General features: G+C 60.3%; 19 protein-coding genes and 1 tRNA gene. 10 read left to right on the top strand and 10 right to left on the bottom strand.

Translation table 11 applies throughout. The features are described 5' to 3' along the window. Positions 1 to 2: 2 nt before the first annotated feature. From SIB72_RS04605 to psbZ, 3 genes are all read right to left on the bottom strand, one after another. Positions 3 to 74: transfer RNA gene (locus SIB72_RS04605), tRNA-Gly, on the bottom strand. A gap of 67 nt (positions 75 to 141) precedes the next feature. Continuing rightward, positions 142 to 618, bottom strand: a complete 477-nt coding sequence (ribH, locus tag SIB72_RS04600; RefSeq protein ID WP_413744759.1) for a 6,7-dimethyl-8-ribityllumazine synthase — start codon at positions 616 to 618, stop codon at positions 142 to 144. Positions 619 to 692: 74 nt separating this feature from the next. After that, positions 693 to 881 carry a photosystem II reaction center protein PsbZ gene (psbZ, locus tag SIB72_RS04595; RefSeq protein WP_115119380.1) on the bottom strand — a complete coding sequence of 63 codons (189 nt, stop codon included), beginning with the start codon at positions 879 to 881 and terminating at the stop codon, positions 693 to 695. Between the two features lie 164 nt (positions 882 to 1045). Here psbZ and mutS point away from each other — a divergent pair, with 164 nt between their 5' ends. Next, a complete protein-coding gene (mutS, locus tag SIB72_RS04590) occupies positions 1046 to 3817 on the top strand; it encodes a DNA mismatch repair protein MutS (protein ID WP_413745045.1) in 2772 nt (923 codons plus the stop codon). A gap of 23 nt (positions 3818 to 3840) precedes the next feature. Here mutS and SIB72_RS04585 read toward each other — a convergent pair whose 3' ends face one another. Continuing rightward, on the bottom strand, positions 3841 to 4488 hold the full coding sequence (locus SIB72_RS04585; protein ID WP_413744758.1) for a precorrin-8X methylmutase: 648 nt from the start codon (positions 4486 to 4488) through the stop codon (positions 3841 to 3843). 51 nt (positions 4489 to 4539) lie between these two features. Here SIB72_RS04585 and holA point away from each other — a divergent pair, with 51 nt between their 5' ends. Both holA and SIB72_RS04575 read left to right on the top strand, forming a co-directional pair. Next, complete coding sequence (holA, locus tag SIB72_RS04580) at positions 4540 to 5544, top strand: DNA polymerase III subunit delta (RefSeq protein WP_413744757.1); 1005 nt, start codon at positions 4540 to 4542, stop codon at positions 5542 to 5544. 30 nt (positions 5545 to 5574) lie between these two features. Then, positions 5575 to 7377: an aspartate kinase gene (locus tag SIB72_RS04575; protein ID WP_115119374.1), complete on the top strand. Its 1803-nt coding sequence runs from the start codon at positions 5575 to 5577 to the stop codon at positions 7375 to 7377. An 18-nt stretch (positions 7378 to 7395) separates the two neighbouring features. Here the strand turns inward: SIB72_RS04575 and SIB72_RS04570 are convergent, their stop codons facing one another. The 3 genes from SIB72_RS04570 to SIB72_RS04560 all read right to left on the bottom strand — a co-directional run bounded on the left by SIB72_RS04570 (position 7396) and on the right by SIB72_RS04560 (position 11206). Further along, a complete protein-coding gene (locus tag SIB72_RS04570; protein ID WP_413744756.1) occupies positions 7396 to 8235 on the bottom strand; it encodes a methyltransferase domain-containing protein in 840 nt (279 codons plus the stop codon). A gap of 10 nt (positions 8236 to 8245) precedes the next feature. Next, positions 8246 to 10285: an excinuclease ABC subunit UvrB gene (uvrB, locus tag SIB72_RS04565; protein ID WP_115119370.1), complete on the bottom strand. Its 2040-nt coding sequence runs from the start codon at positions 10283 to 10285 to the stop codon at positions 8246 to 8248. 144 nt (positions 10286 to 10429) lie between these two features. Next, positions 10430 to 11206, bottom strand: a complete 777-nt coding sequence (locus SIB72_RS04560; protein WP_413744755.1) for a DUF561 domain-containing protein — start codon at positions 11204 to 11206, stop codon at positions 10430 to 10432. A 35-nt stretch (positions 11207 to 11241) separates the two neighbouring features. On the opposite strand from SIB72_RS04560, the gene tilS reads away from it, so the two are divergent. From tilS to SIB72_RS04535, 5 genes are all read left to right on the top strand, one after another. Continuing rightward, positions 11242 to 12276, top strand: a complete 1035-nt coding sequence (gene tilS, locus SIB72_RS04555) for a tRNA lysidine(34) synthetase TilS (RefSeq protein ID WP_413744754.1) — start codon at positions 11242 to 11244, stop codon at positions 12274 to 12276. A gap of 12 nt (positions 12277 to 12288) precedes the next feature. Then, positions 12289 to 13056: a hypothetical protein gene (locus SIB72_RS04550; protein WP_413744753.1), complete on the top strand. Its 768-nt coding sequence runs from the start codon at positions 12289 to 12291 to the stop codon at positions 13054 to 13056. 68 nt (positions 13057 to 13124) lie between these two features. Beyond that, complete coding sequence (locus SIB72_RS04545; RefSeq protein ID WP_413744752.1) at positions 13125 to 13868, top strand: peptidylprolyl isomerase; 744 nt, start codon at positions 13125 to 13127, stop codon at positions 13866 to 13868. After that, a complete protein-coding gene (locus tag SIB72_RS04540; RefSeq protein WP_413744751.1) occupies positions 13865 to 16834 on the top strand; it encodes a type I secretion system permease/ATPase in 2970 nt (989 codons plus the stop codon). Before SIB72_RS04545 ends, SIB72_RS04540 begins: the two co-directional genes overlap by 4 nt. A 1-nt stretch (position 16835) precedes the next feature. Beyond that, the gene (locus tag SIB72_RS04535; protein WP_115119358.1) at positions 16836 to 18062 is read left to right on the top strand and encodes an HlyD family secretion protein; all 1227 of its coding nucleotides are present in this window, start codon (positions 16836 to 16838) and stop codon (positions 18060 to 18062) included. Between the two features lie 72 nt (positions 18063 to 18134). Here SIB72_RS04535 and SIB72_RS04530 read toward each other — a convergent pair whose 3' ends face one another. The 3 genes from SIB72_RS04530 to SIB72_RS04520 form a co-directional block, all read right to left on the bottom strand. Further along, a complete protein-coding gene (locus SIB72_RS04530; RefSeq protein ID WP_413744750.1) occupies positions 18135 to 20201 on the bottom strand; it encodes a ribonuclease J in 2067 nt (688 codons plus the stop codon). Between the two features lie 91 nt (positions 20202 to 20292). Beyond that, the gene (gene dapA, locus SIB72_RS04525; protein WP_413744749.1) at positions 20293 to 21201 is read right to left on the bottom strand and encodes a 4-hydroxy-tetrahydrodipicolinate synthase; all 909 of its coding nucleotides are present in this window, start codon (positions 21199 to 21201) and stop codon (positions 20293 to 20295) included. 5 nt (positions 21202 to 21206) lie between these two features. Next, positions 21207 to 22190: an aspartate-semialdehyde dehydrogenase gene (locus SIB72_RS04520; protein ID WP_413745044.1), complete on the bottom strand. Its 984-nt coding sequence runs from the start codon at positions 22188 to 22190 to the stop codon at positions 21207 to 21209. A gap of 226 nt (positions 22191 to 22416) precedes the next feature. Between SIB72_RS04520 and tig the strand changes: the two genes are divergently transcribed. After that, entirely contained in the window at positions 22417 to 23847 is a 1431-nt protein-coding gene (gene tig / locus SIB72_RS04515) for a trigger factor (RefSeq protein WP_413744748.1), read from the top strand. Between the two features lie 46 nt (positions 23848 to 23893). Continuing rightward, on the top strand, positions 23894 to 24583 hold the full coding sequence (gene clpP / locus SIB72_RS04510) for an ATP-dependent Clp endopeptidase proteolytic subunit ClpP (protein WP_413744747.1): 690 nt from the start codon (positions 23894 to 23896) through the stop codon (positions 24581 to 24583). The last annotated feature ends 23 nt before the right edge of the window (positions 24584 to 24606 follow it).

The following is a 24606-nucleotide window of genomic DNA, read 5'->3' as shown; positions in this document are numbered from 1 at the left end:
CAAGCGGATGAAGAGATTCGAACTCTCGACCCTCTCCTTGGCAAGGAGATGCTCTACCACTGAGCTACATCCGCAAGTCGGCCGTGAGGTTGTGTCCCTCGCGACCTGGAAAGCATGCACTAACAAGGTGCCCTCAGTCAATCAACCGAGAGCTTTCATCAGAGAGCCCATCTCCAGAGCCTCAAGGCCATAGCTCCAGCCAAGATTGTTCTTGATCCCAGCCCGTTCCAGGGCCTGTTGCATGGTGTCTGTGGTAAGGACCCCGAAGATCACCGGCACAGCCGTATCACGCGCGACTGAGGCCACCCCCTTGCTGGCCTCAGCCACGACGACATCGAAATGGGGGGTGTCGCCACGAATCACTGCTCCGAGAGTGATCAGCACGTCATAGCTGCCGCTGCGAGCCATTGTTTGAGCCACCAATGGCAGTTCAAAAGACCCCGGAACCCAGGCCACATCCAATTGGGAGCTGGTATCGGTCGCATCCACACCATGCCGGGACAAGCAGTCGAGACAGCCACTGAGCAGCTTGCTGGTGACCAGATCGTTGAAACGAGCCACAACAACACCGATGCGCAGAGCCTGCGCATCGGTGAAGCGACCCTCAAAAATGGCCATAAGACCGGCTGAAACTGATCACATGCTCCCACCTCGGTGGAAGACCCACGTGCGATCAGATCAATGTCTGTGTGTCAGACGACAAAGAAACTGACACCCCAATTGAGCAGCACTAGGGCCACCCAGGCGATGCCGCCGAGAAGAATCAGGCGATTGGAGTTGCCACTGTCCTCGTTAGAGGCGTAGAGGACGGGCACAGCCACAATCATGGCGAACGACATCACCACCAGGGCCAGAACGGTGAGGGTGTTGAGGATCTGCATGGAGTAAGTCGACGCCAGGTCGGTGGTTGGGATTCTCCCACGCGGGGGCCGAGGGTCCCGGCATGACCAGCGCCAACCTTTACAGCTTGTGGTGAAGAGTCGCTATCAAGACCCTTACGATCAAACCCCCGCCAGCGCTCCCCGTGCCCCAACTGGATCTGGCCATGCAGGGCAATCTGTTCGGGGATCCGGAGCTGGCAAGGCCGGACAACTCCCAGCCAACCGGGAGGGCAGATCGACACGGCAATGGCGACGGCACCACACCGCTGAATGACGCAGCCCTCACCGCTGATGCCGAAGCAAGGCCTCGACAGCGTCAGGCCTCGGAGGAGACCGCGACAGCCGCACAAGACGGTGTCAACGATCAGCCCGACAACGACAACCCCTCTGCAAACACCAGCCTGCTCGAAAGCAATGACGACGACCTGCCCGCCTGGAGCCATCACAGTCTCGTGGAGCCGGCGCAGCTCACGCCAATGCTGCGCCACTACGTTGAGCTGAAAGCAGCCCATCCGGAGCGGGTGCTGCTCTATCGACTCGGCGATTTCTTTGAATGCTTCTTCGAGGATGCAATCGAGCTCTCGCGCCTGCTGGAACTCACTCTCACAGGTAAGGAAGCAGGTAAAAGTGTCGGACGGGTGCCCATGGCTGGCATCCCCCACCACGCAGCCGAGCGTTACTGCTCCGATCTGATCCGCAAGGGGCGCAGCGTGGCACTCTGCGATCAACTGGAGGCTGCGCCAGCAAAGGGGAGCGCGAAGGGCACCTTGCTGCGGCGTGACATCACACGGGTGCTCACGCCAGGCACAGTGCTTGAAGAAGGCATGCTGAGCGCTCGCCGCAACAACTGGCTGGCCGCCGTGGTCGTGGAACCGGCACAGGGCAAGCAACCCTTTCGTTGGGGCCTGGCCAGCGCCGATGTGAGTACCGGAGAACTGGTGCTGCTGCAAATGGAAAGCAGCAGCGAACTGCATCAAGAGCTGGCGCGGCTCGATGCGGCGGAACTGCTTTGGGGACCTGGACACGAGCTCAATCCAAACGACAGCGCCAACGGCCGACCGGCCTGGTGCCCGGAACGACAGCGGCTCACGGCCATGGCCAGCACCCCCTTCAGCCGCCCGGAAGCAGAGCAGGCACTGCTCAGCCACTACCGTCTCGCAACCATTGATGGCCTCGGTCTGCAGAACCACCCCCTGGCCTTAAGAGCTGCCGGAGGACTGCTCGCCTATCTCAACGAAACCCGACCGCTGGAAGAGGATGACCTCAATGCGCCTCCACTGGATCGACCGAGCCTGCGCTTCAACGGTGATGCACTGGTGCTGGATGCCCAAACCCGACGCAACCTCGAACTGACCTCAACCCAGCGTGATGGTCAATTTCAAGGCTCCCTGCTCTGGGCGATCGACCGAACCCTCACCGCCATGGGTAGTCGCTGTCTACGCCGCTGGCTCGAAGCCCCGTTGGTGAAGACGCAGGCCATCCAGCAACGTCAATCCACCGTCAGCACCCTCGTGGAGAACCGGCCACTGCGGCAGGCCCTGCGGCGTTTGCTGCGGCCGATGGGAGACCTTGAACGTCTGGCGGGGCGCGCTGGAGCCGGCCAGGCTGGCGCTCGTGATCTCGTCGCCATCGCTGATGGGCTCGAACGGCTGCCCTTGCTAGCGGAACTGATCAGCGAACGCCTCAACGCTGGCCCCCACTGGCTCGAGCACTTGCTGGTACCGGATCGCGAACTCCAGAGCCTGGCTCGCACGATCCGACACGAACTCGTGGAGAACCCTCCTCTGAACCTGAGTGAGGGTGGTCTGATCCACGACAGCGTCGACCCCCTCCTTGATGGGCTACGCAACCAGCTCGACGACCAGGACAGCTGGTTGGCGGACCAGGAACTTCTCGAACGCCAGCTGAGCGGCAACACCAATCTGCGCCTGCAATATCACCGCACCTTTGGCTACTTCCTCTCCGTGAGCCGCGCCAAATCCACGTCCGTGCCCGACCACTGGATCCGCCGCCAAACCCTGGCCAACGAAGAACGCTTCATCACCCCCGACCTGAAGGCACGAGAAGGCACCATCTTTCAGCTCAGAGCTCGCAGCGCTCAACGCGAATACGAACTGTTCTGCACCCTGCGGGAGGAGGTGGGCCAGCACGCTGAAGCAATCCGAAGATCAGCCCGAGCCGTTGCTGGTTTGGATGCCCTCAGCAGCCTGGCGGACGTGGCCGCCACCGAAGGTTGGTGCGCACCTGAGATCAATGACAGCCGCGCGCTGATCGTGGAGGCCGGCCGCCATCCTGTGGTGGAACAACTGCTGGTGGAAGAGCACTTCACACCCAACGACATCGGGCTCGGAAGCGACATCGACCTGGTGGTTTTGACCGGCCCCAATGCCAGCGGCAAGAGCTGCTATCTCCGTCAGATCGGTCTGATCCAGCTGCTTGCCCAAATGGGTGGATGGGTGCCGGCGCAGTCGGCTTGCATCGGTATCGCCGACCGCATCTTCACCCGTGTTGGCGCCGTTGATGATCTGGCAGCAGGCCAATCCACCTTCATGGTGGAAATGGCCGAAACCGCCAACATCCTCCACCACGCCAGTGAACGATCGTTGGTGCTTTTGGACGAGATCGGGAGAGGCACCGCCACCTTCGATGGCCTCTCAATCGCCTGGGCCGTGAGTGAGCACCTGGCTGGCGAACTCCAAGCCAGGACTGTGTTCGCCACGCATTACCACGAACTCAATGCCCTGGCGGATCAGCGGGGCAATGTGGCCAATTACCAGGTCCTTGTGAAAGAAACCGGGGAAGACCTCCTGTTCCTGCATCAAGTCGCCCCTGGAGGCGCCAGCCGCAGCTATGGCATCGAAGCAGCACGACTGGCGGGCGTGCCCACACCGGTGGTGCAAAGGGCTCAGCAGGTGCTGGATCAACTCGCTGCCTGAACTGCCTCCCCCAAACCGAATGCCTAAGCGCTTGCTCCTGCCCGCAGCAACGCATTGCAAGCTGCCGCCACCAGGCCTGCACCACCACGGGTTCCTTCGAGCCGGATCTGGGGCAGGTCCGTGGCTGCCAAACGACGTTTGCTTTCTGGTACGCCCACAAACCCAACGGGCATCCCGATCACCAGGCTGGGCGCAGCTGCACCCTCCAACAGTTGGTCCATCAGTTGCTCCAGCGCAGTCGGGGCACTGCCCACCAACAACAGCGGTAATGGCCTGGCCTCTGCCAATGCACGGCGCGAAAGCACAGGCCAGCAGGCTGCCATCGCAGCGGCCGAACGGGTCGACCCTTCCGGTGCTTGGGAAGGGGCCCAATCCAGTAATGAATTGACTGCATTCCCTCCCGTGCGCTTGGCCATCGGTGCCACCGCCGCTGCTGCCATCGCCGTGTCGGTGAGAATCAGCGCACCGGCCTGAAGCGCTGCCAGGCCCTGGTCGCAGGCCCCTGCACTGAACCGGAGCAGAGGAGCCAAAGAAGGATCCCCACTGCTGTGCACAAGCCGTTCCAAAACCTGCTGCTGCAGAGGGTCTAAACCGGTGTCGCCGAGTAACAGGCGAATGCGTCGGATGCTTTCGGTGAAGATCGGATGATCACTGTGCACCTCTTGGGTCACAAGGGCTTGCGGCAGGGGGCAGACTTCAGCATCCTCCGCGGTCAGCCTGCCATGCCCGTGCACCTGTTCTGGGGCGACGACAGCGCAGCCCTTGAAAGAGCAGTGACAAAGCTGATCGACAGCGTGGTGGACCCAACCTGGAGCAGCATCAATCTCAGCCGCCTCGATGGTGGCGACAGCGGCCAGGCTCTGCAGGCTCTGGAGGAGGCCCGAACCCCGCCATTTGGCAGCGGCGACCGGCTGGTGCTTTTACAACGGTCTCCCTTCTGCAACGCCTGTCCAAGCGAACTGGCCGACCGCTTCGACGCTGCCCTTGAGTTAATCCCCGACACAAGCCATCTGGTGCTGTGCAACCCGGCCAAGCCCGATGGCCGTTTGCGCACCACCAAGACCCTTCAGAAACGGATCAAAGCCAAGCTCGCCAATGAAGAGCGATTTCAACTCCCGGCCGTCTGGGATGGAGCTGGCCAGCGCCAACTGGTGGAACGCACCGCCAGCGAGCTCGCCCTCGACCTAGAGCCCACAGCAGTGGATGCCCTGATCGACGCCATTGGCAATGACAGTGCGCGGCTGAATGCGGAACTGCAAAAACTTGCCCTTCATGCCAGCAGCACCGGCAGCGCCACGATCACTGCCGATGCTGTGGCTGCATTGATTGATGGCCAAGCCGCCAATGCTTTGCAAGTGGGCGATGCCTTGCTGGAAGGCCAGGTGGGCGAAGCCATCTGTCGCCTGGATGCATTGATCGATGCCGGTGAACCAGCCCTGCGCATCGTGGCAACCCTCACCGGCCAGATCCGGGGATGGCTTTGGGTGAGCCTGATGGAACAACAAGGCGAACGGGATGTCGCCGTGATCGCCAAAGCGGCGGGAATCGGCAACCCCAAACGCATTTATGTAATGCGCAAGCAGTTGCAAGGTCGCCCGCCAAACCGCTGCCTCAACCTGCTCGGTCGGCTGCTGGAGGTGGAAGCATCACTCAAACGCGGAGCCCAGCCGGCTGCTGCCTTCCGGGATGGGCTCTTGGGAGCCGTAGCCGGTGGGGGAGCCCAGTGAGACAATCACCAGCGGTATGAGACGGCTGGCATGGCGCTGCTGGTGCAGAAATTCGGTGGCACCTCCGTCGCTGATGTGGAGCGCATCAAGGCGGTAGCCCAGCGCATTGCCGCCAGCAAAGAGGAGGGCAACGATCTGGTGATCGTGGTGTCGGCCATGGGCCACACCACTGACGAGCTCACCAGCAAGGCACGGGCGATTAGCAGTGACCCGCCTCAGCGAGAGATGGACATGCTGCTGGCCACCGGGGAGCAGGTATCGATCGCCCTGCTGTCGATGGCCCTCAATGCCCTTGGCATCCCAGCGGTGTCAATGACAGGGCCCCAAGTGGGAATCGTGACGGAATCGGCCCACGGACGAGCGCGCATCCTCGAAGTGCGGACCAACCGGCTGCGCAGTCGTCTCGATGAGGGTCAGGTGGTCGTCGTGGCAGGGTTCCAAGGCACTAGCCAGAGCAGCGGCGGAACCGCGGAGATCACCACGCTGGGCCGAGGCGGCTCCGACACCTCTGCCGTAGCCCTGGCGGCAGCACTCGGTGCGGATGCTTGTGAGATTTACACCGATGTCCCCGGGGTGCTCACCACCGACCCGCGCAAGGTGAAAGATGCCCAACTGATGCCTCAGGTGAGCTGCGACGAGATGCTCGAACTCGCCAGTCTCGGCGCCGCGGTGCTCCATCCCAGGGCCGTGGAGATCGCACGCAATTACGGCGTCACCCTCGTGGTGCGCTCCAGTTGGAGCAATGAACCCGGCACCACCCTCACCAGTCGCAGCGGCCGACCGATCGGCCGCGACGGACTCGAACTGGGCCGGCCGGTTGATGGCGCTGACCTGGTGGAAGACCAGGCCGTGCTGGCCCTTTCCCATGTGCCAGATCAACCGGGCGTGGCTGCCAAGCTCTTCGAAGCCCTCTCCGCCGGAGGCGTGAATGTGGACCTGATCATTCAGGCCACCCACGAAGGCAGCAGCAACGACATCACCTTCACCGTTGCCGATGCAGATCTGCCCACAGCGCGGGCGATTTGCGCAGGCCTTCTAGATCGTGATGGGGGGCAGCTTGTCGCACAAGGCGGCATGAGCAAGCTGAGCATTAATGGCGCCGGGATCATGGGCCGCCCAGGCATTGCCGCCGGTCTCTTCGACACTCTCTCCAGGGCCGGTATCAATCTGCGCCTGATCGCCACCAGCGAAGTGAAGCTGAGCTGCGTCATCGATGCGGAATTCGGCGGCAAAGCGCTAAGAGCCGTCTCCGACGCCTTTGAACTCGATGAACACCAGGTTCACCTCAATCCACCAACGTCCGGAGAAGGCGAGCCCGAAGTACGCGGCGTTGCCCTCGATCGCGATCAGGCCCAGGTGAGTGTGCGCCATGTGCCCGACAAGCCGGGCACTGCAGCAGCCCTCTGCTCCGCCCTCGCTGATGCGAGCATCAGTCTGGACGCGATCGTGCAGTCGGAACGGCAACATGCCGACGGCAGCCGCGACATCACCTTCACCCTCAAGCGGGACGAGCGCTCGCGCGCCGATCAGGCGCTCGCACCTTTGCTTGCCCAGTGGCCTGGTGCCCAGCTTGAGGATGGCCCCGCCATCGCCCGCGTTAGTGCCGTTGGAGCAGGCATGCCTGCCACAGCCGGGACAGCTGGCCGGATGTTCCGCTATCTGGCCGATGCCGGCCTCAATATCGAACTGATCGCCACCAGCGAAATCCGTACCAGTTGCGTGGTGGCAGAAGCCGATGGCATCGCTGCCGTTCAAGCGGTCCATGCCGGCTTCGGACTCGGCGGCAACGAAGTGCATCAGGCCCAGGGCAGCGAATCACCTCTAGAGGGCTAAGCCCCAAAGCTGCCGGCTTCAACGCCGGCGCAACACCATCCAGGTGGAGTGGTAATCCAGCACCGCTGGCCCTTCGCGTAATTGCTGATCCAAGACACGCCGCAGACGAACCAATTGGGGGCGCGAATAGCGAGAGGTTGGTGGACGGGCGCCGATCAGTGCGAAGTGGCGCAGGTAGGCCAGGGCCGAATCCACCGCGACCGCGTTGGCAAACGATCCACTACCAACCCAAATGAACCTGGAATCGAGGCAGCGTTGCGCCGCTGGCCCAATCAAATCCTGTTCTGCGGGCAGCTCGATCAAATGATTGGGTAAGGACGCCGCTGACAGAGCCCTCCTGAGCAAGGCCAAGCTGCGGGCATCTGGCACCACGAGGGCCAACCAGTCACCAGGTTGGAGCAGCCTCGCCCATACCTCACGCAACACCGTCAGCGGGGCCTCACTCCACTGGAGCGCATAGCTGGACAGGATCAGACGCATGCCATCGGCAACAGGCCTCTCGGCGAGAACACGCACCAGATCGGAGCTGAAGGCATCAACGGACAGCCCCTGCACCGCTCCATGACGCTCTGAGAGCAGAGCCATGGCGTGAGCCACCATTTCGGGAGCCTGATCCAATAGCAGCAGCTGACGAGGTGGCAGCTGCCCTTGGTCCTGCAACAGATCCAGCCAGGCACGCGTGACCAGACCAGTGCCGCATCCAAGATCGAGCAGACAATCAGGCGCCTTGACAGGGGCAGCGCTGCTGTCAGACGCGAGCAACCGCCATGCTTCCTCTGCCAGCCGATCGGCTGCCAACCGCTGAGGTGTTGCCGCAGCGTCATAGGTGGAGACCGCAGCACCGAACGACGAGTTCAAAAGAATCGGCTCAAGCCTTACCCACCAGTTTCTGGCGCAACTGCTTAATGCGATCCCGCAGATTGGCGGCCTCTTCAAAATCCAGCTTCTTGGCAGCGTCTTTCATGCGCAGCTCAAGCTGATCGATCAGTTCCGGCAGGGCATCAAGGGCCATGCCATCGACGTCATCCTCGATCGCCTTCACAGCCTTACCAGCCACCTTGACGAGATCAGCGTCAGGCCCATCAGACTTGAGTTTCCGAGACAACTCCAGAAAAGAGAGAATCGAATTGCTGGCTTTTTTACCAGCGGCCCTGGGCACGATGCCGTGCTTTTCGTTGTAGGCCTGCTGGATACAGCGTCGCCGCTCGGTCTCCTCAATCGCCTTGGCCATGGAGTCCGTCATGTTTTCGGCATACAGCAAGGCCATCCCCTCAACATGGCGTGCCGCCCGACCGATGGTCTGAATCAACGAGCGCTCGGCGCGCAGAAAGCCCTCCTTGTCGGCATCAAGGATTGCCACGAGCGACACCTCCGGCAGATCCAGTCCCTCCCGCAGCAGGTTGACCCCAACCAATACGTCGTATTCACCGAGCCGTAAGTCCTGAATGATCTCGATTCGTTCAATCGAGTGGATCTCCGAATGCAGATAGCGCACTCTGACGCCGTTCTCCGCCATGTAATCGGTGAGATCCTCCGCCATGCGTTTGGTCAGCGTGGTCACCAAAACCCGCTGCTGCTTCTTGGCACGCGTGCGGATCTCCCCAAGCAGATCATCCACCTGACCGGTGGTGGGGCGCACTTCCACCACCGGGTCGAGCACGCCGGTAGGACGGATCACCTGCTCGGCTACCTGCCCCTCGCTTTCGTTCATCTCCCACTTGCCTGGCGTGGCACTTACGAACACCGTCTGGCGGGCTTTGGTCCAGAACTCCTCAGCCTTGAGAGGGCGATTATCAGCAGCACTGGGGAGGCGAAAGCCATGGTCGATCAGCACCTTCTTACGGGCCTGGTCGCCGTTGTACATCGCTTGCAACTGAGAGCAGGTGACATGACTCTCATCCACGATCAGCAGCCAGTCATCAGGGAAATAATCGATGAGGCATTCCGGTGGCGAACCGGGCTCCCGACCGGCCAGATGACGGGCGTAGTTCTCCACTCCATTGCAGTAGCCCACCTGATCCAACATCTCCAGGTCATAGGTGGTGCGCTGCTCTAGCCGCTGGGCCTCGAGGAGCTTGCCTTCGGCGTTGAGGAGGTCGAGCCGTTCCCTGAGCTCGGTGCGGATGTCCTTAATCGCCAGATTCAAACGCTCCTTAGGCGTCACAAAGTGTTTGGCCGGGTAGATATTGATCGTCTCCAAGCTCTGGAGGATCTCACCCGTCGTGGGATCCACATAACGGATCGCCTCCACTTCATCCCCAAAAAGCTCGATGCGCACCAACCGGTCTTCGTACGCAGGGCCAATTTCGAGCACATCTCCACGCACCCGGAAACGACCCCGAGTGATGTCGGTGTCGTTGCGGCTGTACTGGTTGTTCACCAGCTCTCGCAGCGATCCCCTCAGATCAAGGCTCTCTCCCACCTGGAACTTGACAGAAGCCTTGAGGTATTCGCTTGGAATCCCGAGACCGTAAATGCAACTGATCGACGCAACAACAATCACATCGTTGCGCTCAAAGAGGGAACGGGTCGCGGAGTGGCGCAACATGTCGATCTCTTCGTTGATCGACGCTGTCTTGGCGATGTAGGTATCGCTGACCGGAACGTAAGCCTCCGGTTGGTAGTAGTCGTAATAGGAGATGAAATATTCGACTGCGTTTTGAGGGAAAAACTCCCTCAACTCATTGCAGAGCTGAGCCGCCAAGGTCTTGTTATGGGCCAGCACCAATGCCGGCCGGCCGGTCTTAGCGATCACGTTCGCCATCGTGAACGTCTTGCCGGTGCCTGTCGCTCCCAGCAGCGTCTGGTAGCGCTGACCGCTATTCACCCCCTCCACTAACTGGGCGATTGCTTTGGGCTGATCCCCTTGGGGGGTGTATGGCGCGGTGAGGTCGTACTGGGGATTCACGTCACTGCCAGCGCGGCCGAGGATCCAGTTTATGGCGCCAGCCCAGGCCGTTGGGGCGCATGCGGCAGTTGGCGTGCAGCCACAAAAAAAGGCGTGATGCAATCACGCCCCTTGGTCTCGATCAGGAGAACAACAACCAAACGATCACAACCGCAGCAAAGAGGCGCTGGTGCCCAAGGCCTCGCGAAGACTGCGCACCACAGCCACCATGGCCAGCTCATCACTGAGACGATTCACCGCAGAACCGACACCCACACCGGCAGCCCCAGCGGCAATCGCCATCGGCAGGGTGACAGACGAAAGCCCAGAGGCGCAAAGAACAGGCACGGACACAGCGGCCTGCTGCAGTGCAGCGTTGATGCTGTGAGTCGCCGCCAATGTGGGCGCAGCCTTTTCAATCAGTCCAAGCGTGCCGGCACTGAAAGGTTTAGCGCTGGTGCCGCCTTCGGTCTGAATCAGATCAGCACCAGCTGCCACCAGATCCAGCGCCAATTGCTGCTGCTCGTCCATGGGCAACACATGGGGCACCGTGACACTCATCACCACCCCGGGCAGGAGGGCACGGGTCTGGCGTGTGAGCTCCAGAACTTCGTCGGCTGAAAAGAGGCGGCCCTGGGGATAAAAAGCATCGAAGTTGCCGATCTCAACCATCACGGCACCAGCGGCGACAGCGGCGGGAAAGAGCTCGGGATCGACAGCTGACACACAGACCGGCACACCGCCCGATTCATGGACCGCCAAAGAGACAAGCTCGGGATCACAGGCCACATCGATCAGATCAGCACCACCATGGCCTGCCGCACGGGCAACTCGGGCGACGGAAGCGGGATCGAAGTTCATCAGACCAGCAATCACCTTCAGAGCCGAGCGCTGCTCAAGGCGCTGACGCAGGGTGGTAGGCAGCTGAGCGAGGCGGGTCATCAAGCCAGAGTCAGAGACGTTGATTCTCCCACCGCATGGATCCCCAGGCTGATCCAGCCCTAAGCAGCTGCTGGTCGGGCTGGCACGATCGTTTGCACCGCGAGCTTCTCAAGCAGCCCAAGCTGCTGCCCCAGGGGGCGATGCTGCTGCTGGCGGTGTCTGGCGGGCAAGACTCGATGGCCCTGACCGCCCTGCTACTAGGCCTGCGCCGACTCCACAACTGGACGCTTCATGGCTGGCATGGTGATCACAGCTGGCATCAGGGATCCAGTGCGATCGCCACAGAACTGCAGCGCTGGTACGAAGACCAGGGCCTCCGCCTTGCCATCAGCCGTGCCAATGCCGAGCAAGCCGGTAGCGAGGCCAAGGCCCGTGACTGGCGCTATGACCAGCTGGGTCGCACCGCCGTAGAGATCAGCCAAGCCCATCCGGATCTGCCCTGTCGCCGGGTGATCTGCGCCCACACCGCTACCGACAAAGCCGAAACCCTGCTGCTCCAGATGGCTCGCGGTACGGACCTGGCTGGCCTGGGCAGCCTGCGGCGAGAACGGACTCTCGATAGCGCCAACGACCCCACGCTGCTTCTCGTGCGACCCCTACTGAGCTTCACGCGCAAGGAAACCGCCACGATCTGCTCAGAACTGAAGTTGCCGATCTGGAACGATCCAAGCAACAACGATCTGAGGTTCGGCCGGAACCGCATCCGCCAGGAAGTCCTGCCGGTACTCAACGCCATGCACCCTGGCTGTGAACAACGGATGGCGCATCTCTCCGAACGCCTCTCCCAACTGGAAGACAGCCAATCCGCCTTACTTCGGCTCAGCCTCAGAACTCTGGAGGAAGGCCCAGGCCTGAACCGACGCCACGTCGCAGCTCTGGCCCCCGGCCTGCGCCGAATGCTGTTAGCCCAATGGCTAAGGGACCAAGGCGCACCACCCCTCAATCACCGACAACTCGACGATCTGACCTCAGCCACAGCCTCTGGGGAGGGACCTGGAGGTAGAGATCTCGGCTGCGGCTGGCGCATCCAGTGGGACAAGAACGCACTACAACTGGAGCAGAAGCCTTGAGGCCTTGTGGACGTGGATGTTCAGCAGCAGTATCTCGCCGCTGAACAGGCCTATGGCGATGGCAATTTCCAACAGGCCGAGACCATCGCCAGCAGCCTTCTCCGCCAGCTCGAAACAGGAACAAGGTCGGGTGCGGAGCAGGACGCCCGTCTGGCCTGGCGCGCGTTTGTAGCCCTGTTACTGGGACATATCTACTTCCATGGATTGGATCAATCGAGACAGGCACTGGATCACTACCAGCTGGTGCTGAACAGCCATCCTCCTGACACCCTGCGCGATCTCGCTCAACAAGGGCTGGATCGCTGCAAAGGCCTGGCTGAGCTGGAGCAGGGCCAGACGCCAGACGAGCCGGAGACAAAAACAGGCGGTGCGCTCGACAACAGCTCGGAGACCCGAGGCGATGAAGACATCGGCCAAGCGCTGATCCGAGATCCCTTCCTCCAAAGCTCCGTCAGCCCACCCACCCAGCTCCAACCCGTGGCATCGGCCACACCCTGGCTCAACAGCACGACATCAACGCGTGAAGCAATCCTGGCCCAGACCGACAGGGCCGTCGTGCCGTCCAAACCCCAGCCACCAGAGCCAGAGATTGTCGATCCGAGCAGCGACAAGACCAAGCTGGACAGCACTTCACCCTCAGGCACGGACTCTGAACCAATCCGTCAGGACGAAACGATCGAAGCGGACACCGATCGCCTGGATGCAGAAGCATCGGTCCAAAAAGCTATCGATCTGACGCCTTGGCTGCTGCGCAAGACCCTTTCCTTCAACAAGCTTTGAACAAAACTGCCTAGGCCTGCCAACAGACCTAGCTTGCATTCAAGTGGCCAATTCGCGTGCTCGAACCAATGCTGCCCGATCTGCGATCGGTGCTCAGTCCAGAGGCCCTAAAGCTACTGACCAAGCATGGACTGCTGGATTCGTTAATCGAACGGATGCTGGTGAGTGATATCACCAACATGGTGACGCTCACTGAGGAGACTCAAAAGGCTGCCATCAATGACTTTCTTCGCCAGCAGAACGCCCCCTCTGCGGAAGCCATGAACGAACTCATCAGCTCCAGCGGCCTGAGTGAAGAGGCTTTTTACGAGCAGCTTTTTCGACCCGCTCGGATGGCTCAGTTAGCAAAAGAGGAATTCGGTGCCAAAGCAGAAGCCCGTTTCCTCTCCCAAAAAGGTCGTCTCGATCGCGTCGTCTATAGCCTGCTGCGGCTGAGCAGCCAATCCCAGGCCCAGGAGCTCTATCTCCGCATCGCTCACGGGGAAGCCAACTTCAGCGACCTGGCGGGGCGCTACTCCCAGGGAATGGAACGCAACACCAACGGTGTGATCGGACCGGTTCCCCTGAACCAAGCCCATCCCACACTGTCGGAAAAACTGCGGGCCGCCCGGCCAGGCATGCTGCTGGAGCCGTTCCGGATCGACCGCTGGTGGGTCGTCACCCGGCTGGAACGATTTGCACCGGCCAGCTTCGATGAACGCATGGCCGAGCAGATGAGCATGGAACTGCTTCAGGAATGGTTAAAAGAGGAAACTGGCCGCCATTTGCAAGCACTTTCCACGCAAACTGACGCCGGTTCCGCTTCCTCATGAACCAGAACGTCATCAACCAACTCCTGCAGCATGAGGCCTTCAAGGGGCTGAGCGATCCTGCCCGAATTCGGTTGCAGGATGGCATTGAGTTGCTGTCATTCGAACTCGGCCAACAGCTCGTGGATCCAGGGGTGATTCCTGGTCGGGTGCTGATCCTGATTGAGGGACGTGCACGTCTGGTGGGCAACGACCAGGGACGATTGATCTCTCTGGGGAAATTTGACCCAGGGGCAGTCCTCGGTGCCGCCAGCCTGCTGTGCGGTCGTAGTTGCGAAAACCTGATCGCCAGCGATGCCCTCAAGGCTGCCGCCATTGGTGATGAGCTTTGGGCTCACCTCTACCAGGAGGAAGAGAGCTTCCGCCGCTGGTGCGACAGCCAGCTCTGGGGTCAGGAGGTCATCGCCCTGATGCAGGATCTGCAGCAAAGCAATGCACGGGCTGAAGGCAGCTCTCTGCGCCTTCTGCCAGATACGCTGCGCGCCGCCGAACGGGTGCCTCTCAACCCGGCTGCAATCAAAGCTGCAGACGCTGATCAACGCGATGTATTCCTTGTCTCAGCCTGGAACGGCAGCACCCCAGGAACAGCCGTTCAAGAAGAAACGCTGCCAGCCGAGAGCAAGCCGTTTCCGTCACGGCTGATCAGCCTCCCCAGGCCACTGGTGGAGATGATCATCAGCTCGGCTGAACAAACCGACACAGCCAACGAACCAGAACCAGCACCTACAACCAAGGCAAACGACGACCAAGGATCCCAAGCGCTCTCGACCCTGCAGGCTGGTCCGACACCTGTGAGTCGCTTCGACCCCAGCGGTGATGTGCTTGATCAGCTGCGCCTGATTCGTGCTGAAGGCGTCCTGCAGGAGACCCTGGCCTGCTTCCAGATGCTGGCGCAGCTGATGAAACTGCCCGTGCGCCGCGATGCCATTGACAAGGTTCTGCGCGAAACGATTCGCCGTGGCCAAACCCCCAATCTGCGGCTGTGCGGCCAGATTGCGGCGGGCCTTGGTCTGCACGTGTCCGGAGCCCGAGTCGGTGCGGCGATGGGAACCCGGCTACAGACACCAACGCTGATCCCCTGGGGCGAAAGCTTTGCCGTCGTGGCCCGCAGCAACCAGAACGGACTCACCCTGGCGTCCCCCCGTGACGGCATCGTCAACCTGCAGCCCGAGCAACTGGAAGACACCTTCCCCGAAGGCATCGATCTGCTCTTGCTGGATCGCACCAACACCACCCCGAACGAAACCTTCGGACCCAACTGGTTCTGGCCCGCCCTGAAACGCCACCGTGCCGTGTTGGTGCAGGTGCTCGTCGCCAGCTTCGTGGTGCAACTGTTCGCTCTCGCCAACCCCCTCCTGATCCAGGTCATCATCGACAAGGTGATCACCCAACGCAGCCTCGACACGCTCCAAGTGCTTGGCATCGCCTTGGTGGTCGTCACCTTGCTGGAGGGAGTGCTCGGCAGCCTCAAGACATTCCTGTTCTCTGAAACAACCAACCGAATCGACCAGCGCCTTGGTGCAGAGGTGATTGATCACCTCCTGCGGCTGCCCTTGGGATATTTCGACAAACGTCCCGTTGGTGAACTGGGCTCTCGCATCGGCGAGCTGGAGAAGATCCGAAATTTCCTCACCGGCCAAGCCCTCACCACCCTTCTGGATGCTTGCTTCTCAGTGATCTACATCCTTGTGATGGTGGTCTACAGCTGGCTTCTCACCCTGATCGCCCTGGCGGTTCTACCGATTCAAGTGGGGCTCACCCTGATCGGGGCTCCCTTGTTCCGGCGCCAATATCGCCAGGCAGCAGAAGCAAACGCCAAGACTCAGAGCCATCTGGTGGAGGTGCTCACGGGGATCCAAACCGTGAAAAGCCAGAACGTTGAGATGGTGAGCCGCTTCTCCTGGCAAGAGTTCTACGCCGGCTACATCAATCGCTCGTTTGAAAAAACGATCAGCGGCACCGTGCTGAGCCAAACCTCCCAGGTGCTGCAGAAGCTCTCCCAGCTGATGGTGCTATGGGTTGGCGCCACTCTCGTTCTCAGTGGTGATCTAACCCTGGGTCAGTTGATCGCCTTCCGAATCATCTCCGGCTATGTCACCCAGCCCCTCCTTCGCCTCTCCAGCATCTGGCAGAACATTCAGGAACTGAAGGTCAGTTTCGAGCGACTGGCCGATGTCATTGACACCCCCCAGGAGTCGAACGAAGTCGACAAGGCCAAGGTGCCATTGCCACCAATCGAAGGAGCAGTGAACTTCGAGAACCTCACCTTCCGGTTCCGTCCCGATGCAGCTCCTGTCCTCAAAGATGTGAACCTGCAGATCAAGGCAGGCACCTTTGTAGGAATCGTCGGCCAGAGCGGAAGCGGCAAGAGCACACTGATGAAACTCTTGCCTCGCCTCTACGCGCCTGAGGAAGGTCGCATCCTCATCGATGGCTATGACATCGACAAGGTTGAGCTCTATTCCCTACGGCGGCAAATCGGAATCGTGCCTCAGGATCCGTTGCTGTTCTCCGGCACAATCAGCGAAAACATTGCCCTCACGCAGCCCGATGTCGGTAGTGATGAGATCGTGATGGCCGCCAAGTTGGCCGATGCCCATGACTTCATCATGGAGCTGCCCAGCGGCTATAGCTCACCGGTGGGCGAACGCGGTGCCTCCCTGAGTGGGGGCCAACGCCAACGCATCGCCATCGCACGCACCTTGCTCAGCAACCCCAAGCTGCTGGTGATGGATGAGGCCACCAGCGCCCTTGACTACGAAACAGAACGCCGTGTCTGCGACAACCTGGTGCAAGCCCTGCAGGACTGCACGGTGTTCTTCATCACCCACCGTCTGGCCACCGTGCGTCGCGCCGATGTGATTGTGGTGATGCATCTTGGAGTGGTCGCCGAAGTCGGCAGCCACGATGAATTGATGGCCAAGCGCGGCCGTTACTACGCGCTCTACCGCCAACAGGAGGCCAGCTGACATGGGCAAGATCAAACAGAACCCCGTTGGTGGCCTGATCCGTAAAGCTCAAGATCAACTTGAGAAACGTGCCGGTTCCATCACCAACAATGAAAGTGTTCTGCAACAAGATCGTTTCTGGCTGAAAGCCACCACTTGGGCCCTGATCGGCACCACCGTTTTCGGAATCGGCTGGCTAGCGATCGCCCGCACCGAGGAAGTGGTCGTCGCCCAAGGAAAACTCGAACCTGTCGGTAACGTCAAAGAAGTTCGGATCCCTACCGGAGGCGTTGTCGAGGAGATCCTGGTGAAAAACGGCGAGCGCGTGAAAAAGGGCCAACTGCTCATCCGCCTCGATCAAGAGAGCACCGCTGAACAACTCAACTCTTTAGAGCAAGGTGTGAGTGAAAAAAGTACTCAGATCAATCAAAAAAAAGAACAACTCAAACTCAAACGACTTGAGCGAGAACGCACCCTCGAGCTCAATCGTGAACAACTCATCACCACCAAGACCAATCTATCTCTGGAAAAAGAAATTCTTGAGCGCCTTGCAGGCCTAGCCCGCGAGGGCGCCTCACCAGACATCCAATATCTGCAACAACGCAACAAAGTCACTGAATTGAAGGGTGAGCTGGTCAAGCTCGAACTGGATGGGCGCCGCCAGATCAATCAGATCGATCAACAGATCGAACAACTGAGTGCTGAGTTAGCAGGCCTGCGCAGTGAACGCGCTCAGCTGGAAGCCAGACGCACCGAAGTGAAAGTGACCAACCGCAACCAGTTGCTGCGCTCTCCTGTGGATGGCATTGTCTTCGACCTCAAGCTCACCAACCCGGGCTTCGTCTCCCAGGACCAATCCAGCCAAGCAGCACTGAAAGTGGTGCCGTTCAACACCCTGGAAGCTGATGTGGAAATCCCAAGCAGCAAGATCGGCTTCGTGCGCAAGGGTCAAAACGCGGAAGTCAGCATCGACTCCTTTCCGGCCACCGATTTCGGTGTGCTCGAAGGCAGTGTCTCCTCGGTGGGATCCGATGCACTGGCACCAGACGCCCAACAAGGACGAGAGGAATATCGTTATCCGGCCACCATCGAGCTCAATGACCAACAGCTCAAACTGAAGAACGGCACGACTCTGCCGCTTCAGGTGGGCATGTCACTAACAGCCAATATCAAGCTACGCAGCGTCAGCTATCTGCAGCTTCTTCTCAACACCTTCCGGAGCAAAACCGACTCGCTCCGACAAATCTGACCCTCCCAAACAGCCAAACAAAAAGCGTCGCCAAAAGGCGACGCTTGATTCACTGATTGGCGGAAACCAAGCTCATGCCGCGGCTGAACGGCGGCGGCGAGTGCGTCCTGCGGGCATCTCGGGCTCCAGCTCGGCCTTAGGACGACTCACCACCGGCGCTGCCGCTGCAGGGGCCTGCTTCGAAACGGGTGCAGCAGGGGTCGCAGACGGTGAAGACGAGGGTGAAGACGACGGTGAAGACGACGGCGACGCAGGAATCACACGCTTAGGAGCCTGATCCCGGTCACGGCGACCATGACCACCCTGGCCGCGATAGCCGCCGCGGCCACCGCGACCACGAGGCGCCGGACGGTCATCCGGCTCAGCATCAGCACGGCCCTTGTACACAGGCGTGCCTCCTGGAGCTGGCTGCACAAGGCAGAGGATGAGGGGCTCCACCTGAAGCTCTCGGCGCATGCGCCGACCCAAGCCCACTTCCACCTCACGCTGCACACCCATCCAATCCACTTCTGGCGTCTTTTCACCAGTCATGCGGCAGAGCTGCTTCCAGCGGTTCTCAAGCACCCACTTGATTTCCCGCTCAGTCCAGAGCGACATCTTGCGGGCGTCAGCCGTGGTGACCACACCGCGAAGGTTGACCCGTGGCGGTGCAACCATGGCGCCATCGGTACTGATCGCCGCCAAGATCGTGACCACCCCGTCTTCAGCGAGCTGCTGTCTTTCCTTAAGAACACGTGCATCGACAATGCCGTTGCGGGACTGATCGAGCAGCTCAATACCGGCCTTCACAGGATCACCCTTGCGGATCGAATCGGCGGTGAGCTCAACCACGTCTCCGTTGTCGATGATCAGCGTGTTGTCTTCCGGCACCCCCATGGAATGGCCGGTCTTGGAATGGCAGACGAGCATGCGGTGCTCACCATGCACCGGCACAAAAAACTTGGGCTTCGTCAGCGCCAACATCAGCTTCTGGTCTTCCTGGAAGCCATGACCTGACACGTGAATGCCTTCGCCTTTGCCATAAACGACCTTGGCGCCAAGCATCATCAAACGATCAATGGTGTTAACCACTGAGATCGTGTTGCCAGGGATAGGACTCGCCGAGAAAATGATCGTATCTGTGGTTTTGACCTTCACCTGCGGGTGCTCGCCGCGGGAGATGCGGCTGAGAGCCGCCAGCGGTTCTCCCTGACTTCCCGTCATTAAGAGCAGGGTTTCGCGATCGGGCAGATCGTTGATCTGCTTAATCGGCACAAACAAATCATCGGGCGCGCGCATGTAGCCAAGTTCGCGAGCTTTGGCGATCACATTGAGCATCGAACGGCCCAGCAGACCCACCTTGCGGCCGTTCTTGAGCGCCAGCTCAAGAATCATGGCCACCCTATGGATCGAACTGGCAAAGGTGGTGATGATCACCCGGCCCTCCGCCTCCGCCATGCGGCGATCGAGATTGGGAAACACCGAACGCTCTGGCGGACAGAAACCAGGTACCTCGGCGTTAGTGGAGTCGCTGAAGAGACAGAGCACACCCTGATCACCGTGATGTGCCAGGCGGGCGATGTCGAAGTGCTCACCATCCACCGGGGTGTGATCAAATTTGAAATCACCGGTGAAAATCACCGTGCCCACAGGAGTGGTGATAGCCAAAGAAAAGCTATCCGCCATCGAGTGGGTGTTGCGGATGAACTCCACCGAGAAGTGCTGACCCACCTTGACCACGTCCCGCGGACCCACGGTCTGCAAGGTGGTGCGATCGGTAACGCCAGCCTCATCCATCTTGCCGGTGAGCATCGACAGAGCCAAACGCGGCCCATAAATCACAGGAATGTTGAAGTGCTTGAGGTGATGGGCAATGCCACCGATGTGATCCTCATGACCATGGGTGACGATCATTCCCCGGATGCGCTTCTGGTTCTCCCTCAGAAAGCTCGTATCCGGGAGCACGACATTGACACCGTGCATGCCATCGCTGGGAAAGGCAAGACCAGCGTCAACGAGCATCAGATCATCTCCGTACTCGAACACACAGGTGTTCTTGCCGATCTCATGCAGACCACCAAGAGGAATCACCCGCAGGCAGGGCTCGTTTGCTGTGGCTTGGCCATTACGTGATCGGTTGAGGGAAGAGATCGGTGTCATGGAATTGCGTCGTAACTAGAGAGAGAAAACAGGTCGGGCGCTGGCACCGAAGCCGCTGGCCTCGGAACGCCTTAGGAGATCAGCCGTGGCGTCAGGTCTGACGCAAGGCGGCCAAGGCTTGAGAGAGGGTGTCACGCATGGATGAATCGAGCGGTAGCAAAGGAAGACGAGGAGCACCGACTGGCCAACCGCTGAGCTCAAGTGCAGCTTTGACGGGAATCGGATTGGTGGTGGCGAACAGGGCCTTACAGAGCGGCAAGAGCTGGTCATGCTGCGCAAGAGCCTCAGCATGACGGCCGGCAAAGAAGGATTCGATCATCGAGCACAGGCGACGACCGGCCACATGGCTGGCCACACTCACCACACCAACAGCACCAACTGAGAGCATCGGCAAGGTCAGGGCGTCATCACCGCTATAGATCGCCAGTTTGGGGCCACAGGTAAGACGCAGCTGACTGACTTCTTCAGTAGTGCCGCTTGCGGCCTTGATGCTCACCACATTGGGACAATCCATCAGACGGGCCACAGTGGCAGGAGCAAGACTGCATCCGGTTCGGCCAGGGATGTTGTAGAGCATCAGAGGCAACTCAGGAGCAGCCTGAGCCACGGCGCGGAAATGGGCCTCAAGCCCCTCCTGAGGAGGCTTGTTGTAGTAAGGCACAACCACCAAAGCGCCATCAGCACCAGCAGCTGCCGCCTCACGGGTTGCCTCCACTGCTTCAGCGGTGCTGTTACTACCAGTGCCTGCCAGCACCTTCACACCAGGACCAACGGCCTCACGAACCGCAGCCAGCATCTGCACCTGCTCCTCCCAGCTGAGGGTGGGGGATTCACCAGTGGTGCCGCAGACCAAAATGCCTTCCGACCCTTCCTCCACCAGATGGCTGGCGAGCCGGCCGGCCAAGGCCAAATCAACCTTGCCTTCGGCATCGAAGGGGGTCACCATCGCCGTGAGCAAACGACCGAAAGGAGTAGGGGACAGCTGGGCAGCAGTACTCATAGCGATCAGGAAGAAATCAACAGTTCTGCGATCTGAATCGCGTTCAGCGCGGCCCCCTTGCGGATCTGGTCACCGCACAGCCAGAACTCGAGAGCATTCGGTTCGCTGATGTCCTGACGGATCCGACCCACAGCGATGGGATCTCGACCGGTCACATCAGTGGGCATGGGGAAACGGTTGTCGTCCCGTCGATCGATGAGCTCGACCCCAGGGGCTGCGGCAAGCAGGGAACGGGCTTCCTCGACCGGAAAGGGCTGTTCGAACTCCACATTCACGGCTTCAGAATGGGCCCTCAAGACGGGCACCCGTACACAAGTGGCACTGAAACGCAAATCCGGAAGTTCCATGATCTTGCGCGTTTCATTGACCATCTTCATCTCCTCCTCGCAATAGCTGTTTGCCTGCAGCGGGGAATTGTGAAGGAAGAGATTGAAGGCCAAGGAGTGAGGAAGCACGGCACTTTCAGGTGTGCCGCCATCGAGCACCACCTGGCTGAGATCACGCAGCTCCTCCATGGCGCGAGCGCCGGCACCACTAGCGGACTGATAAGTACTCACCACCACCCGACACATCGGAACCCTGGCAGCAAGAGGCGCCAGGGCAAGGGTGAGCAAAATCGTGGTGCAGTTCGGATTCGCGATGACACCCTGATGCCCAAAGGCAGCATCAGGGTTGACCTCAGGCACCACCAGCGGCACGCCCTCCTCCATCCGAAACGCGCTGGAGTTGTCAATCATCAACGCTCCGGCAGCGATGATGGCCTCACGCCACTGCTTGGAGACAGTGCCCCCGGCAGAAGCGAGCACAAGATCAACACCCTGAAAGGCCTCAGCGCTCACCTCCTGAACCGTGAGCTGCTGGCCTTTCCAAGACTGGGTCGTGCCGGCCGAGCGGGAAGATGCCAACAAGCGCAGTTCAGAGACCGGGAAAGCCCGTTGCTCGAGCAGCTGAAGCAGTTCCTGACCCACAGCACCGCTGGCGCCAAGCACAGCAACGGTGAGAGGTCGGGACGGCAGGGATCGGTCGCTGGTTTGAGAGGAGATGAGCAAACGCTTGTCGCTGAAGCTGGGAAACGATTTCAGACGTCTTCTGACTTTCGAAGGGTGACCAGGATGGAGAGCTGTTGGTACACCCGAGAGAACGCTGGGGTCACAATACGCGGCGAAGCCTGTGCTGGCTCTTTCATAAAGTGTTGGGCTGCCCGTACCAGTTCAGATGAGCGCCGCTTCGTTGAAGGTCAAGACCACCACCCGTCCCGGCAGCCGCCTGGCCGTTGAAGTGGCAGTGCCAGCTGCACGCTGCAAGGAGAGTTACGAAGCGGCCGTGGCTCAGCTCAGCCGGACGATCAATCTGCCCGGCTTCCGCAAAGGCAAGGTGCCCAGAGCCGTGCTGCTGCAGCAGATTGGTCCGCTTCGCATCCGTGCAACGGCTCTCGAGTCGATGGTGGATGGCGTTTGGCGTGAAGCGATCGAACAGGAGAAAATCGAGGCCCTGGGTCAGCCCGACCTCGCCGATGGCTTCGAGAAACTGCTCGACGCCTTTGATCCCAGCAAGGAACTGACCGTCACCCTGGAAACCGATGTGGCGCCGGTCCCCAAGCTGAAGGCCACCAAAGGCCTGAATGCGGAAGCTGAAAGCGTGAGCTACGACCCCGCCAAGGTCGAGGAGATGATCGAGCAATCACGCAAGCAGATGGCCACCTTGGTCCCGGTCGAGAACAGGCCAGCAGCCAGCGGTGATGTGGCCGTGGTCGGCTTCAACGGCACCTACAGCGATGACGGCAGCGCCATTGAAGGTGGCAGCGCCGACTCGATGGATGTGGAGCTGGAAGACGGCCGCATGATCCCCGGATTCGTGGAAGGGATTGTGGGCATGAGCATCGGCGATGAGAAAACCGTTGCATGCCAGTTCCCTGATGACTACTCCAAGGACGATGCCCGTGGTCGCAAGGCCAGCTTTGTGATCAACCTCAAGGATCTCAAGACCCGTGAGCTGCCTGAGCTTGACGATGCCTTCGCCAAGCAGGCCAGCGACAAAGACACGATGACCGAACTGCGCGCTGATCTGGAACAGCGCCTCAAAGACGATGCTGATCGTCGCCAGAAGAGCAACCGTCACGACGCCCTGATCGCCGCCTTAGTGGAACAGCTGGAGGTGGAGTTGCCCGAGAGCCTGGTGCAACAAGAAGTGCGCAACCTGGTCGAACAAACCGCCGGACAGTTCGCTCAGCAAGGCATGGATGTGAAATCGCTCTTCACGCCTGAGCTCGTGCGCAATCTGATGGAATCGTCCCGACCGGAGGCGGAAGAGCGGCTTCGCCGCAGCCTGGCCCTCTCGGCCCTGGCCGAAAGCGAAGGGCTCAAGGTTGAAGACGCCGATATCGACGCGAAAGTGACCGAGGTGAAGCGGGAACTCTCAGGGGAACGAGACATCGATCCCCAACGCTTGCGGGATGTCGTGATCGAAGACCTTCTACGCGACAAGCTGCTGGGTTGGCTCGAGGACAACAGCACGGTGACCGAGAAAGCCGCTGAAGAGGCCTCGGCCAAAACTAAGTCCAAACCATCAGCCAAAAAGGCCAAGGACACCAAGGCCAAAACCGCCAAGACCAAGACCGCAAAATCGGATGAGGACACCAAGGGCTGATCAAGCCCCATAGATTGCACCCACAACGTTCTGCCCCGACCGCCGCGTGATCAACGCCCGCAGCCACCACCCGATCCAGAACCGCTGGCATGGCATCCGCCCCAGTGCAACCATGCCATCCGCGGCTCCGGGGGTGTTGCCCACAGTGGTGGAGCAGTCGGGGCGTGGCGAACGCGCCTTTGATATCTATTCGCGTCTTCTTCGCGAACGGATCATTTTTCTAGGCACTGGTATCGATGACCAGGTTGCGGATGCCTTGGTGGCGCAACTCCTCTTCCTCGAAGCCGAGGACCCCGAAAAAGACATCCAGATCTACATCAACTCACCGGGTGGATCAGTCACAGCAGGGCTGGCGATCTACGACACGATGCAGCAGGTGACTCCAAACGTGGTCACCATTTGCTATGGCCTAGCAGCGTCGATGGGGGCCTTCCTCCTCTCCGGCGGCTGCAAAGGCAAGCGACTGGCACTGCCAAACGCCCGGATCATGATCCACCAACCACTCGGCGGCGCCCAGGGCCAGGCAGTGGATATCGAAATCCAGGCCCAGGAAATCCTCTTTCTTAAGGAAACCTTGAACGGACTGATGGCCGAACACACCGGCCAACCCCTCGACAAAATCTCCGAAGACACTGACCGCGACTACTTCCTTTCGCCGGCAGAAGCGGTTGAATACGGCTTGATCGATCGGGTGGTGGACAGTCCCGCAGACGGAGGAATCGTTACGGAGGGCTGACATCGCCCGTTTCAGCAACGATC

It is taken from the genome of Synechococcus sp. MIT S9451 (genome assembly GCF_047304725.1).
Classification (GTDB): domain Bacteria; phylum Cyanobacteriota; class Cyanobacteriia; order PCC-6307; family Cyanobiaceae; genus Synechococcus_C.
This window is presented reverse-complemented; position numbering and strand designations above follow the sequence as displayed.

Excerpts from the sequence above, each read along its gene's own strand:
- ribH (WP_413744759.1), bottom strand. The coding sequence starts at position 618 with ATGGCCATTTTTGAGGGTCGCTTCACCGATGCGCAGGCTCTGCGCATC.
- psbZ (WP_115119380.1), bottom strand. The coding sequence starts at position 881 with ATGCAGATCCTCAACACCCTCACCGTTCTGGCCCTGGTGGTGATGTCG.
- mutS (WP_413745045.1), top strand. The coding sequence starts at position 1,046 with ATGCAGGGCAATCTGTTCGGGGATCCGGAGCTGGCAAGGCCGGACAAC.
- holA (WP_413744757.1), top strand. The coding sequence starts at position 4,540 with ATGCCCGTGCACCTGTTCTGGGGCGACGACAGCGCAGCCCTTGAAAGA.
- SIB72_RS04575 (WP_115119374.1), top strand. The coding sequence starts at position 5,575 with ATGGCGCTGCTGGTGCAGAAATTCGGTGGCACCTCCGTCGCTGATGTG.
- SIB72_RS04560 (WP_413744755.1), bottom strand. The coding sequence starts at position 11,206 with ATGACCCGCCTCGCTCAGCTGCCTACCACCCTGCGTCAGCGCCTTGAG.
- tilS (WP_413744754.1), top strand. The coding sequence starts at position 11,242 with ATGGATCCCCAGGCTGATCCAGCCCTAAGCAGCTGCTGGTCGGGCTGG.
- SIB72_RS04545 (WP_413744752.1), top strand. The coding sequence starts at position 13,125 with ATGCTGCCCGATCTGCGATCGGTGCTCAGTCCAGAGGCCCTAAAGCTA.
- SIB72_RS04540 (WP_413744751.1), top strand. The coding sequence starts at position 13,865 with ATGAACCAGAACGTCATCAACCAACTCCTGCAGCATGAGGCCTTCAAG.
- SIB72_RS04535 (WP_115119358.1), top strand. The coding sequence starts at position 16,836 with ATGGGCAAGATCAAACAGAACCCCGTTGGTGGCCTGATCCGTAAAGCT.
- SIB72_RS04530 (WP_413744750.1), bottom strand. The coding sequence starts at position 20,201 with ATGACACCGATCTCTTCCCTCAACCGATCACGTAATGGCCAAGCCACA.
- dapA (WP_413744749.1), bottom strand. The coding sequence starts at position 21,201 with ATGAGTACTGCTGCCCAGCTGTCCCCTACTCCTTTCGGTCGTTTGCTC.
- tig (WP_413744748.1), top strand. The coding sequence starts at position 22,417 with ATGAGCGCCGCTTCGTTGAAGGTCAAGACCACCACCCGTCCCGGCAGC.